This is a genomic window from Streptomyces sp. NPDC004561, from assembly GCF_053602155.1.
The window spans coordinates 1-11,757 of the sequence record NZ_JBSGDB010000284.1 but is presented as its reverse complement, the minus strand read 5'-3'; the positions used below and the strand labels follow the sequence as shown (position 1 = coordinate 11,757).

Here is an 11,757-nt window from a genome sequence, read left to right as displayed (position 1 = left end):
GGGTGCAGGGCGCGGGCCTTGGTGCTGGGGGCGCCCACCGCGCGGGGGGGGGGCCACGGCCGGGTCGTGGGTGGTGACGACGAGGGCGGCCCCGATGTGGTCGGCGGCGGTCAGCAGGGCGTGAAGGACGTGGGCGCCGGTGGTTTGGTCGAGGCGGCCGGTGGGTTCGTCGGCAAGGATCAGCCGCGGGGCCTGGGCCAGGACCCGGGCAGCGGCCACGCGTTGGGCCTGTCCGCCGGAGATCTCCTCGGGCAGCCGGTCGGCAAGGTCGGCGGCGTCCACTAGGTCCAGCGCCGCAAGGGCGGCCTGCCGAGCCTCCACTTCTCTTCGGCCGGCGAGCACGAGGGGCAGGGCGGCGTTCTCGGCCACGCTCAGGGCAGGGATCAGGCTGTCGCCCTGGAAGACCAGGCCGATGTCGTTGGGCCCGAGTGACGCGGAGCGGGTGACGGTGCCGCTGGTGGGCTGTTCGAGCCCGGCCAGCAGGTGCAGCAGCGAGCTCTTGCCCGAGCCGGAGGGGCCGACGACGGCGAGCCGATCGCCGGCCCCGATCTCCAGGTTGGCTCCGTGGACGGCCACGACGGCCTGCGGGCCCTGGCCGAAGGTGAGGGCTGCGTCCTGGCAGGCGACGAGTACCTCATCCGGTGGCATCGCGGACCTCCTGCCGTTCGGGACGTCCGCCGTGGGCAGCCGAGGCGTCGGTCGCTACTCCATCCATGAGGGCGATGACCCGGTCGGCCACCCGCACAGCCTGGTCGCTGTGGGTGACGATCAGGACCGCACAGCCGTCGGCGGCCCGTTCGCGCAGCATGGCGAGCACCATGCGCTCGGTGTCGCTGTCGAGTTCCCCGGTCGGCTCGTCGGCCAGCAGGACGGCGGGCGAGTTGGCCAGCGCCACGGCGAGTCCGGCCCGCGCCAGTTCCCCTCCGGACAGCTGCCTGGGCAGGGCGTGCGCCCGCTCGGCGAGCCCGACCTGGCCCAGCAGCTCTCGCGGCGAGGTGGCGGGGCCGCGGCCCTTTGCCCGCTGCGCCAGGCGAATGTTGTCCCGCAGGCTCAAATGGGGCAGGAGGTTGCGGGTCTGCAACAGCACGCCGACGTGCCGGGCACGCAGCCGGGCCCGCTCGGTCTCCGGCCGGTGGCTGATCCGCACCCCGTTCACCCGGACCTCACCGCCCGACGGCTCGTCCAGCCCCGCCAGACACGCGAGCAGGGTCGACTTGCCCGACCCGGACGGCCCGACGACCGCGACCGTCTCGCCGCGCCCGACCCGCAGCGACACCCCGCGCAGCGCGAGCGTCTCCTCCTCCCCGGCTCGGTAGAAGCGGTACAGCTCGCGGGCTGTGAGGACGTCCTCGGCGGGGGCGTGGGCGCGCATGTCGTGGGAGGTGTTCGCGGACAAGGACATGGTGGTCACTGCCAGGCGAAGGAGTCGCTGATGATCCGCCAGGGGTCGACGTTGTCGGCGTTGACCGGGCCGGACAGCGTCAGGTCCACCTCATGACCGGACCGGTAGAAGGCGTACCGCTCGAACGCGTCCCGCACCACCTTCCCGGTGACCGGGTCCTTCGCCGAGTCGCCCTGGTAGGTCAGCAGGACGATACGGCCGGCCTGCCGGGTCACCTCCGACACCTTGGGCGAGGCGAACCTCGGCACCTGGGTACGCAGCTGGGGGAGAACCATGTTGGTGACCGAGCCGACCGTGGGGGCGCTGGAGGTCGAGGCCGCCACAATGCGCACGGTGTTCAGCTTGTCCGTGAACACGGTCGTGTTCTTCTGCTCGGTGCGCGCCCAGCCCTCAGGCACCTTGACCGTGAAGCCGGTGAAGGCGAAGGTGCCGCCGCCCGGCCGGTAGGCGACGTAGACCTGGTTGTCGGGGATGTCACCGGGCGGATTGGACTCGGTGGGTGCCGGACTACTCGGAGTGTTGCCGCCTCCTGTCGCCGCGTGCGACGCCGAGGCGGGGGATCGCGGGGCGGAAGCCGAGTGCGATCCAGCACCGCCGGAACAGGCAGCGCTCACCGCGCAGGCCAGCGCAAGACCGACGACGGCGGACGTCCGTGCGTGTGCTGCCATGGCCACTGCCCTCCCAAGGAGCCCTTGGACCAGACGGTCATGGCACCGACGCTAGAAGCCGGCCGGTTAACGCCCGGCACGCCGACGGTTAGACGACGGCAAAAGCCCCTGGCTCAATTCCATACGGCCAGGCCGACGGCCCGCATGATGAAAGACATGAGACAGCGCGTGGTGCGAGTCGCCCTCACCGCCGCCCTGGTCGCCGTCGTCCTCCTGGCCGTCCCTCTGGCATGGGCCATCAGGTCGGTGCTCTACGCCGACCAGCGGGACAGCCTGGAGCGGGTAGCCCTCGCCGGTGCCGTGCAGGTGAGCCCGGACTACCAGAAGGGCGACCCAGTCGAACTCCCCAGACCTCCGGCCGGCACGCGGCTGGGCCTGTACGACGCGCAGCTGCGGCTACGGACCGGCAGCGGCTCTCGACCAGGCGACACACCGGTCCGCCAAGCCCTCAAAGGGCAGGCGGTCCGGAGCCGATCGGGTGGCGACCTGGTCGTCGCCGTGCCCGTCTCTCACGCCGAGCAGGTGATCGGAGTGGTACGGGCGTCCTCGCCCGTCGCAACCGTACGCAACCGCGTTTTCGCCGTGTGGGGCGTCCTCCTGGGCATCGCCTCATCCGGGCTGGCTGTCGCCGTCCTCGTCGCCCGCCGTCAGGCCCGCGCGCTGGCTGCCCCGCTGGAAGACCTCTCGCGCCATTGCCGGGCCGTCACCGACGGCGACCTGAACGCCCGCGCGGCGCCCAGCAGTATCACCGAGATCGACCAGGTCGCCCGCACCCACAACGAGATGCTGCACAGCCTGTCCGAACTCCTCCGCCATGAACGGGACTTCACCGCAAATGCCTCCCACCAGCTGCGCACCCCGCTCACCGGTCTCCAGCTCACCCTGGAGGCGGGCCTGGAACAAGGCGACGACGCACGGCTGCGGCCCGTTCTGGAGGAGGCCCTTGCCACCACCCGCCGCCTGCACCGCACCGTGGAGGAGGTACTGCGACTGTCCGGCTCACCCGGCCCGCCCCGGCCGGGTGCCCCGCTCCGGCCGGTGGGACAGGTACTGTGGGCGACGCAGCAGCGCTGGCACGGCCTGCTCGCCGACGACGGCAGACGCCTGGAATACCTCACTCACGACGCGCCGGACGACCTGCCCGTGCCCGGTGGAGCTGTCACAGAAATCCTTGACGTTCTGCTGGACAACGCCCGCCTGCACGGCCGAGGCATGGTTCGCGTGACGGTGCGCGACCTTGTCGACGCCCTTGCCTTCGACGTCATCGACGAGGGAGAGGTGAGCGGTGACACGGCACGGCTGTTCGACCGGGGCCACACGGGCAGTGGGGCGGGGACGGGTATCGGCCTCGCCTTCGCCCGCGACCTGGCCGTCTCCCTCGGTGGCCGACTCTCCCTGACCCGCACCACCCCAGCCACCTTCACCCTGCTCCTGCCCGTTCAACGGGACCGGACCATCCGTTGATCTTGCGTGGGTATCCCCGGCTTCAGCCGGGGAGGGAAACGCATCCTCGTGCCGGAGGCGCGCAGCGCCAAAGTTCGCTGCGTTGTCAGTGGCCTGCACTACGTTGACGACAAGGACCGAGGGGGGTGGGCTGGATGATCCGTGCGTACACGTTCCTGATGCGGCCCACGGCGGGCCAGGCGGGTGCGCTCGCCGAGATGCTGCGTGATCACTGCACCCTGTACAACGCCGCGTTGCAGGAAAGCCGTGACGCCTGGCGGCACGCCTCGAAGACGACGATCCGGTATGGGCAGCAGTCCGCTCAGCTCAAGGACATCCGCGCTTTCGATGCGGAGCGTCAGGGCCGTTGGTCGTTCTCCTCTCAGCAGGCGACGTTGCGCCGTCTGGACGGGGTATCGCCGAGGTGAGCCCAAAAGGGGCCATGGGATGATCTTGAACCGCTGAGAGGCCCGGCCCGTCACCCGTTCAGCTCAGTGTCGTTGGTGGTGATGTTGACCATCGTCTGGGGCCTGGGGTGGGTTGTGACCGCGATCGAGCGAACCGCGTACCCGCGGTTCAAGCGGCTGATCACCGCGCATGAGCTGCATTTGTTTTTCTCGCCGACGCGCGAGGAGCTGGCATGGGCGTCCGATGCCACGGACGGCGATGAGCATCTGCTGGCGCTGCTGCTGATGTTGAAGTCGTATCAGCGCATGGGGTGTTTCCCGAAGCTGGAGGACATCCCGGACATGGTGGTGGACTTCGTCCGGCGTCACGTGGAGCTGCCGGAGGGCACGCTGCCGATGTACCAGGCGGAGAAGACCGCCAAGATCCACCGGGGCCTGGTCCGCAAGCGGGTCGGGGTGCGATACGACCAGGCGGAGGCCCGGCGGATCGTCGAGCAGTCGATCCGCAAGGAGGCGGCGGCGAAGAACCGCCCGGCGGACCTGATCAACATCGCGCTGGAGAAGGTGGTGGAGGCCGGGCTGGAGCTGCCGGCGTTCTCCACCTTCGACGCGATGGCCTCGAAGATCCGGCGCGAGGTGAATACCGCGATCTGCGACGGCGTCCACGACCGAATCAGCTCGGCGTCGCGGGCTGGTGGCACGGCTGCTGGAGGAGCGCGACGGCGACGGCACCACGTTGTTCAACCGGCTGAAGAGGCCCGCGCAAGGGCCGAGCTGGTCACACTTCAAGAACTTGACCAAGCGGCTGGAGTGGGTGGACGGGCTCGGCGACACGGACGTGTGGATGGACGGGGTGGCCGCAGGGAAGGTCACCGACTTCGCCAGGGAGGCGGATGCCGCCGACGTGGCAGAGCTGCGGGACTACAGGCCCGTCAAGCGCATCGCGCTGGTGGCGTGCCTGGTGCACAAGGCGAGGATGAGGGTCCGCGACGACCTGGCAACGATGTTCTGCAAGCGGGAGGCGACGAAGGTCAAGAAGGCGAAGCAGGAGCTGGAGGAGATCCGGCTGGCCGAGCGGGAGATCGTCGAGGCCCTGATCGGTGACTACCGCACGGTGCTGAAGAACGTCGACGCCGACGGCCCGGCCCAGGCCGCGCTGGTCAAGGCCGCGGCCATGACCGCCGAGACCCGGCAGGCGCTGGAGGGCCTGGACGAGGCGGCATCGCTCGATGAGGTGGCTCAGCGGCTGGATGGGGAGGTCTCCCCGGCTCTGCTCGCCCTGGCGAAGGCCCTGGTGGTGCAGGCCGGGGGCTTAAGCGCGGTCGCCCAGACCGTGGAGGAGTTCGGCGGGTTCGACAAGCAGTACGAGCAGATCGAGAAGGTCTCCGCCCATCATGGCAACTTCTGGGAGGTGCTGCTGTACGGGCAGATCGGCCGGGACCGGGCGGTGATATTCGACCTCGCGGAGAAGTTGGAGTTCACCGCCACGAGCGAGGACGGGCGGGTGCTGGACGCGCTCGCGCACGCCCGGCGGCACCAGGCGGCCCGCGGTGAGTACATCACCGCCTTCGACGAGATGGGCCAAGAGGTGGACATCTCCTTTGCCACCCAGAACTGGCGCAAGGCCGCGTGCGACAAGACACGCCCGGGGCAGTTCGTGCGCAAGCACTTCGAGGCCATGGTCTTCACCGCCCTTGCCGAGGAACTGTGCACCGGCGACATCGCGGTGGTCGGCTCCGAGGAGTACGCCGACTGGTCCAAGCAGCTGCTGGCGTGGGAGGCCATGCAGGAGAAGCTGGGCGCCTACCTGGTGGAGGTCGGCCTGTGCGAGGAGGGTGAGACGGCCGAGTTCGACGCCGGATGCTTCCGCCGGCAGCTGGAGGACAAGCTGCGGGATGCCTCCGCGGCGGCGGACGCCGGATACCCGGACAACGAGGGCCTGGTCATCGACCCGGAGACGGGCATCCCGTCGCTGAAGCCGCACCGCTCGGAGGGTCAGCGGCCCTCGGCCAAGCGGCTGGAGGAGGAGATCAAGGCCAGGATGCCGGAGCGTTCCCTGATAGGCATCCTGGCCCGCACGGCGTACTGGGTGGAGTGGTGGCGCCGTTTCGGGCCGGCCTCCGGCAACGAGCCGAAGCTGGCCGACCCGTTCGGCCGCTACGTGATCACGACGTTCGTGAAGGGCACGAACATGGGCCCGTACGAGGCGGCCCGGCACATCCCCGGGGTGTCGGGGCACGAGCTGTCGTACACGGCGAACCGGCACTTCTCCATCGTGCTGCTGAACGAGGCGGTTGCCGACCTGGTCAACGCCCACGCCCAGCTGGACATCTCCCAGGCATGGGGCGACGGCACCGCGGTCGCCGCGGACGGCACCCACATGGACACCTACCTCGACAACCTGCTCGCCGAGACGAGCGTCAGATACGGCAAGCCGGGCGGGATCGCCTATCACCACATCTCCGACACCTACATCGCGCTGTTCACGCACTTCATCCCGTGCGGGGTGTGGGAGGCGGTCTACATCATCGAGGGCCTGCTGAAGAACACGTCCGAGGTGAAGCCCACCACGGTGCACGCCGACACCCAGGGCCAGAGCTTCCCGGTGTTCGCGCTGGCCCACCTGCTGGGCTTCGACCTGATGCCCCGCATCCGTAACTGGAAGGACTCGACGTTCTACCGGCCCAGCAAGCAGAGCGAGTACGTGCACATCGACGCCCTGTTCGGAGAGCCGGGCAGGAGCGTGATCGACTGGGACCTGATCGAATCGCAGTTCCGGCACCTGATGCGGGTGGCCGTCTCGGTGCGCGAGGGGGCGATCTCCTCCTCCACGCTGCTGAAACGGCTGCGGTCGGGCTCCAAGAAGAACGCCACGTACGCCGCGTTCCGCGAGGTCGGCCGCGTGATCCGCACCGTGCAACTGCTGCGCTACCTCTCCGACGCGCCGCTGCGCAGGCGGGTTACTGCGGCGACGAACAAAGTCGAGTCGTTCAACCGGTTCTCCCAGTGGGTCGGCTTCGGCAACCGCGGCGTCATCGCCGACAACGACCCGGTCGAGCAGGAGAAGGCGATGAAATTCAACGCTCTGCTCACGAACGCGGTCATTTTTCACAATGCCCTGGACATCGCCGAGATCGTCCGCCAGCTGCTGGAGGAGGGCTGGACGATCGAGCCGGAGGACCTGGCGCACATCTCGCCGTACCTGACCGAGCACATCAACCGGTTCGGCGAGTACAGCACGCACGAGCTCGGCATCCAGCCCGAGGCGTACGACCCGAAGCTGGACGTGGACTTCGCCCCGCTGCGCGAGGCGGACCCGGCCGAGGCCGGCTTCGGTCAGGCCGCATGAAGGGCTGCGGCCGGGGCGGCCAGTGACGGCAGCATCGTCCGCTGGCCGGTGTTGCCCCAGGATTGGCGTGCTGATTCAGACTGAGTTCCTCGACTGCGACTCGCGGCCTTGTGTGCGCAGGTGCTCGTTGATGCGCCGGGCTTCTTCGAGCTGGTCTTCGAGGATGACAATGCGGCAGGCGGCTTCGATGGGGGTGCCCTGGTCGACGAGTTCGCGGGCGCGGGCGGCGATGCGCAGCTGGTAGCGAGAGTAGCGGCGGTGGCCGCCTTCGGAGCGCAGCGGGGTGATCAGGAGGTGTTCGCCGAGGGCGCGGAGGAAGGCGGGGGTGGTGCCGAGCATCTCGGCGGCCCGGCCCATGGTGTAGGCGGGGTAGTCGTCATCGTCGAGATTGTCGACGGGACGGGAACTGGCAGGGGGCATAGACCTCTTCTTTCAGGGGACACGTCGGGGGCCTGGGTGCCGTACGACACCCAGGCCCCGAGCTTTCAACACCATCTACCGGCGAACTGCGCCGGCCTTCTTTGTCCGCAGGTTCCGCCTGGGAGGGCGGGGCTGCGGGGATCGCAGATGCGTGACCGGGGACCACCTTCCAATCCGGGGCCTGCGGTACCCGGGCGAACTTCTTCCTCGCCCGGGCGATCCTGATGGCGTCTGCTCCTTTACCTTCGGCTACACAGTCGTACTGCTGGATAACGCGGGTACTGCTCGCAGCCCCCGTGGGGCGTCCTGCTTGACCTACATGCGCGGCAGTTCATCTCTGCCGTGCCCATCTCGACTTCCTGGGTACACGGAAAAAAATAACCCTGCGACGAGCCAATGTCTACTGTGACCGCGACAGATTTTCTTCAGGTTCGATGCGTGTAGTTCTGCCGCAAACACACCTGCATGGGTGATGCCCCGGCGCGAACCCACGAGGCGCGGACGAGGAAGCTGGCCATCCTCTACGAGCTGTGTGCGCTGGTCAGCTGGCGGGATGCGCTGCGTCGGCGGGAGATCTGGGCGCCGGGAGCGAACGGTGGCGTAACCCGGAGGACAATCTGCCGCCGGACTTCGAGGGCAATCGGGGGTTCGTCCGGGGGGAGGGGGGAGGCTGGCACCGGGCGGGGTCAGGGGGGAGTGAGGGTGTCGAGCCGGGCGGCGAGGTCGGGGTGGGCGGCGGCCAGGTGGGGGCGGGCGGCGGCCAGGGGGGCGATGAGGTCGGCGGGGTCGTTGTGGGCGAGGGCCGCATGGAGCTCATTGAGCGGGCGGCGGGCGGCGGGGGGAAGGTCGGTGAGGGCGGTGATCTGGCCGGCGAGGCGGCGCAGGTCGGCCGCATTGCGGCGGGCCCAGGTGGCGGTGTTGCGGTCGGCGGCCCGGGCCTGACGGGTGGCCGTCACGCGCTGTTCGCCGGTGGTCCCGGCCGGGCCGGGGCGGCCGCGCAGGTAGCGGCGCTCGGCAGCCTGGCGGCTGGCAACACCCAGGGGAGAGGCGAGGTCGACCCAGCTGGCGCCCGCGTCCCGGGCCGTTTCGATCAGGCCGGTCTCCCATCCGGCGAGCCGCTCACGTACCTGCCGCAGCAGCATCAGCGAGGCGAGGGCCTGCTCCGGGGCCGGCCCGGCGCAGAGGGTGTCGGGGGGCCCGTGCTGGGCGTCGCGCAGGGCGCCGTCTATGGCTTTCAGGGCCGCCGCGGCGGCGAGGAACGACGCCGGGCTGTGGGCGTCGGCGTCGGTGGAGACCGGCTGGTCGGGTGCGGTCACGGGCACCTCCCTCGGGTTGTCATCATGTAGACGACATCGTGTTTGTCATCCATTGGATGACATGTTACAACGGTGTCAGTGAGGCGCATTGGCAGTAACTGCCTGAACCTGCTGGAGGTGTTTTCACGATGTTGATGCGCACTGACCCCTTCCGTGAGCTGGACCGGCTGGCGCAGCAGCTGATGGGCCCGGGCACATGGTCCCGCCCGTCGGCGATGCCGATGGACGCCTACCGCGAGGGCGACGAGTACGTGGTGGCCTTCGACCTCCCCGGTGTCACCGCAGACGCGATCGACATCGACGTCGAACGGAACATGCTCACCGTCAAGGCCGAGCGCCGACCGGTGGCGAAGTCCGACGACGTGCAGATGGAGCTGTCCGAGCGGCCGCTGGGTGTCTTCTCCCGCCAGATCGTGCTCGCCGACACCCTCGACACCGAGCACATCCAGGCCGACTACGACGCGGGCGTGCTCACCCTGCGCATCCCGATCGCCGAGCGCGCCAAGCCCCGCAAGATCTCCATCGGCGTCGGGACCGGCCACAAGGAGATCTCCGGCTGACACCGGCCGGACAGGTGCGGAGGACGGGCACACGATCTCCCCCTCACCCGTCCTCCGCACCCCGTGGGCAGGCCGAAGAGCAAGAAGGGGTGGCGGCGAGATGACTCTGCGACGCGAAGCGTTCCTCGACCACGTGAAGGAGCGCGGCGAGTACGGCACTGTGGAGGAAACCGAGCGCGCGGCCCGCGTGGTGCTCGCCCTGCTCGGCGCGCACCTGGTCGGCGAGGTCCGCGCCCAGCTCGCGGCACGTCTCCCGGAGGAATTCGCCCTGATCCTGCTCAACCCGCTCCAGAGCGCCGAACCCCTCCCCCCGGAGCGATTTGTGCGGGCGACCGCAGCCTGGATCGAGGGCGCCACCGAGCAGACCGCGACCTGGGACGTCAGCGCCGTCCTCTCAACGGTCGCCGACACCGCCGGCGACGACCTGATGGGGCAGATCCTGCTCCAACTCCCAGCCGGCTACGACCTCCTATTCGGTCGCCCCCAGCCCACCTGACCCCTACCTCGGTGCCACACACCGCACCGCTCCACGAAAGGCATGCACCGCAGTGATCACCGACGTGCGCGTACTGTCTGAGCACCAGCAGCCGTACGGAACGGCGTACGAGCAGATACTGGAGAAGGTCCGCTACGAAGGCGCCTACCCCACCCGCGAGAAGGCCGAGGAAGCCGTCCGCCTGGTTCTCGCGGGGCTGGGGCGCCAACTGACCGGCGACGAACGCGTCGACCTTGCCGCCTGCCTGCCCCTGGAAGCCGCACGTGTCCTGACCGCACAGATCCCCGACACCCAGCCCCTGACCGGCTGGGCCTTCGTCAAGGACCTCGCCGCCCGCTCCGGCGCCTCCCTGGCTACCACCCGCTGGGACACCGGCTCCGTCTTCGCGGCCGTCGCCGCCCACGCCGGCCCCGACCTCATCACCCGCATCCTCCACCGGCTCCCCACCGGCTACGCGCTGCTGTTCGGCCGCGCCGAACTGACCTCCGCCGCGTAAACGGCACCGGCACCCCGGGGCCGCAGCAGGATCCCTCCGGCGGCCCTTGGCGGAGTCCCCGATCCGCGCGATCGGGGACTTCCGCCTTCGCTGTGCATGATGACCGTCTCGGGCGGTGTTTCTCATAAACGGTCCTTTGCCGGAGCAAGATCAATAACCGGCCGCCGCACTCTAGTTGATCTTGATTCGGTTCTCAGAACCCGTTCTCACCCAAAAGCGGGACGGACCCCCTTCTGAGACTTGCATTGTGCGAAAATCCGGGCCCATGACGGACCCGCAGGACCCTTCCCCGGCCGAACGAGTTGGACGCCGACGACGTCGAACAGCACACCTGTCCGAAGTGTGACGCACAGCCCGGCTCACCCTGCCGCTCGCGCGGCGGCGCGGTCGCCTCCGCCTACCACACCCGCCGCTTCACAAAGGTGCCCCGACTCGCGAAGCTGCTGCGGGTGCCCACCCCGGCCGGCCGCGGCCCGGGCCGGCCGTGGCGCCCGGACACCCCGCCGCCGGCGCCCATCGACGCGGACCTGCCGAGCGCGGACATTCGCATCGGGTACGCGCGGTGCTCGACGCTTGGGCTGGAACTCGACTCCCAGCTCGACGCGCTCAGCAAGCACGGCATCCCCCGGGACGAGATCTTCAGCGAGAAGATCAGCACCCGCGTCCGGGTCCGCCCGAAGTTCGAGGAGGCACTGCGGACCGCGCGGGAGATCAAGGCGCACGCCCCGCACGTGCATCTCTCGAGCGCGTGCACGAGCGCGTGCGTCGCCAGCGCACGCCCTCGGCCAGCAGGATCCGGCGCACTTGGGAGCGGCTGACCTCGATGCCCAGGTCCTGGGCCGCGGCGGCCAGTGTGTCCAAGGTCCACTCCGAGGGCCCCGACTCGTCCGCGGCCCACATCTCGTTTGACGGCTGCACCTCAAGCCGACCGGGCGGGGTCTGCTTGACCATCGCGATGATCCGGGAGCGTTGGGCCTCGGTGATCCTTCGTTTGCGGCCCTGTCCTCCTAGATCCTCCAAGCCCTCAAGCCCCGAGCGGTTGAAGCGGTCTAGCCAGCGACGCACCGTCTTCTGACTGCACCCGACCTGGTCAGCGATCTGCGGGTGAGCTTCCCCCGAGATGCGAGGAGGGGTGACAGCGGGTCAGATAGATCTCGTGAGAGGAGATCTGACGATGCCTGCCCCGAGGAAATACCCGTT

12 protein-coding genes and 2 pseudogenes are annotated in these 11,757 nt (G+C 69.4%); 8 read left to right on the top strand and 6 right to left on the bottom strand.

Annotation, left to right across the window (positions count from 1 at the left end; genetic code table 11):
* The 3 genes from ACWEN3_RS30005 to ACWEN3_RS29995 all read right to left on the bottom strand — a co-directional run.
* The coding region (locus tag ACWEN3_RS30005) for an ABC transporter ATP-binding protein (RefSeq protein ID WP_452976941.1) at positions 1-648 on the bottom strand (648 nt) is incomplete at its 3' end.
* Positions 635-1,402, bottom strand: coding sequence for an ABC transporter ATP-binding protein (locus ACWEN3_RS30000; protein ID WP_452976939.1), 768 nt, complete (start codon positions 1,400-1,402; stop codon positions 635-637). The genes ACWEN3_RS30000 and ACWEN3_RS30005, both read right to left, overlap by 14 nt.
* 5 nt (positions 1,403-1,407) lie before the next feature.
* Entirely contained in the window at positions 1,408-2,070 is a 663-nt protein-coding gene (locus ACWEN3_RS29995; protein ID WP_452976937.1) for a hypothetical protein, read from the bottom strand.
* Positions 2,071-2,226: 156 nt separating this feature from the next.
* On the opposite strand from ACWEN3_RS29995, the gene ACWEN3_RS29990 reads away from it, so the two are divergent.
* From ACWEN3_RS29990 to ACWEN3_RS29975, 4 genes and pseudogenes are all read left to right on the top strand, one after another.
* Positions 2,227-3,534 (top strand): histidine kinase dimerization/phospho-acceptor domain-containing protein, encoded by a 1,308-nt coding sequence (locus tag ACWEN3_RS29990; protein ID WP_452976935.1) that lies wholly within the window; start codon positions 2,227-2,229, stop codon positions 3,532-3,534.
* 134 nt (positions 3,535-3,668) lie between these two features.
* Positions 3,669-3,923: pseudogene (locus tag ACWEN3_RS29985) on the top strand (RNA-guided endonuclease TnpB family protein); the annotation flags it as partial.
* 99 nt (positions 3,924-4,022) lie between these two features.
* Positions 4,023-4,532 (top strand): annotated as a pseudogene (locus ACWEN3_RS29980) (DUF4158 domain-containing protein); the annotation flags it as partial.
* An 82-nt stretch (positions 4,533-4,614) separates the two neighbouring features.
* On the top strand, positions 4,615-7,269 hold the full coding sequence (locus tag ACWEN3_RS29975; protein WP_452976933.1) for a Tn3 family transposase: 2,655 nt from the start codon (positions 4,615-4,617) through the stop codon (positions 7,267-7,269).
* A 75-nt stretch (positions 7,270-7,344) separates the two neighbouring features.
* On the opposite strand, the gene ACWEN3_RS29970 is transcribed toward ACWEN3_RS29975, so the two are convergent.
* Together ACWEN3_RS29970 and ACWEN3_RS29965 are read right to left on the bottom strand one after the other, a co-directional pair.
* The gene (locus ACWEN3_RS29970; protein ID WP_452976931.1) at positions 7,345-7,689 is read right to left on the bottom strand and encodes a helix-turn-helix domain-containing protein; all 345 of its coding nucleotides are present in this window, start codon (positions 7,687-7,689) and stop codon (positions 7,345-7,347) included.
* Between the two features lie 686 nt (positions 7,690-8,375).
* Complete coding sequence (locus ACWEN3_RS29965) at positions 8,376-9,005, bottom strand: type III effector protein (protein WP_452976929.1); 630 nt, start codon at positions 9,003-9,005, stop codon at positions 8,376-8,378.
* A gap of 128 nt (positions 9,006-9,133) precedes the next feature.
* On the opposite strand from ACWEN3_RS29965, the gene ACWEN3_RS29960 reads away from it, so the two are divergent.
* The 4 genes from ACWEN3_RS29960 to ACWEN3_RS29945 all read left to right on the top strand — a co-directional run bounded on the left by ACWEN3_RS29960 (position 9,134) and on the right by ACWEN3_RS29945 (position 11,375).
* On the top strand, positions 9,134-9,565 hold the full coding sequence (locus ACWEN3_RS29960) for an Hsp20/alpha crystallin family protein (protein WP_452976927.1): 432 nt from the start codon (positions 9,134-9,136) through the stop codon (positions 9,563-9,565).
* Positions 9,566-9,665: 100 nt separating this feature from the next.
* A complete protein-coding gene (locus ACWEN3_RS29955; protein WP_452976925.1) occupies positions 9,666-10,061 on the top strand; it encodes a DUF2267 domain-containing protein in 396 nt (131 codons plus the stop codon).
* A 52-nt stretch (positions 10,062-10,113) separates the two neighbouring features.
* Positions 10,114-10,557, top strand: a complete 444-nt coding sequence (locus ACWEN3_RS29950) for a DUF2267 domain-containing protein (RefSeq protein ID WP_452976923.1) — start codon at positions 10,114-10,116, stop codon at positions 10,555-10,557.
* A gap of 302 nt (positions 10,558-10,859) precedes the next feature.
* Positions 10,860-11,375: a zinc finger domain-containing protein gene (locus ACWEN3_RS29945; RefSeq protein ID WP_452976921.1), complete on the top strand. Its 516-nt coding sequence runs from the start codon at positions 10,860-10,862 to the stop codon at positions 11,373-11,375.
* Here ACWEN3_RS29945 and ACWEN3_RS29940 read toward each other — a convergent pair.
* Complete coding sequence (locus ACWEN3_RS29940) at positions 11,269-11,679, bottom strand: helix-turn-helix domain-containing protein (protein ID WP_452976943.1); 411 nt, start codon at positions 11,677-11,679, stop codon at positions 11,269-11,271. The two genes, ACWEN3_RS29945 and ACWEN3_RS29940, sit on opposite strands and share 107 nt — an antisense overlap.
* Positions 11,680-11,757: the final 78 nt, after the last annotated feature.

Excerpts from the sequence above, each read along its gene's own strand:
- ACWEN3_RS30000 (WP_452976939.1), bottom strand. The coding sequence starts at position 1,402 with ATGTCCTTGTCCGCGAACACCTCCCACGACATGCGCGCCCACGCCCCC.
- ACWEN3_RS29995 (WP_452976937.1), bottom strand. The coding sequence starts at position 2,070 with ATGGCAGCACACGCACGGACGTCCGCCGTCGTCGGTCTTGCGCTGGCC.
- ACWEN3_RS29990 (WP_452976935.1), top strand. The coding sequence starts at position 2,227 with ATGAGACAGCGCGTGGTGCGAGTCGCCCTCACCGCCGCCCTGGTCGCC.
- ACWEN3_RS29970 (WP_452976931.1), bottom strand. The coding sequence starts at position 7,689 with ATGCCCCCTGCCAGTTCCCGTCCCGTCGACAATCTCGACGATGACGAC.
- ACWEN3_RS29960 (WP_452976927.1), top strand. The coding sequence starts at position 9,134 with ATGTTGATGCGCACTGACCCCTTCCGTGAGCTGGACCGGCTGGCGCAG.
- ACWEN3_RS29955 (WP_452976925.1), top strand. The coding sequence starts at position 9,666 with ATGACTCTGCGACGCGAAGCGTTCCTCGACCACGTGAAGGAGCGCGGC.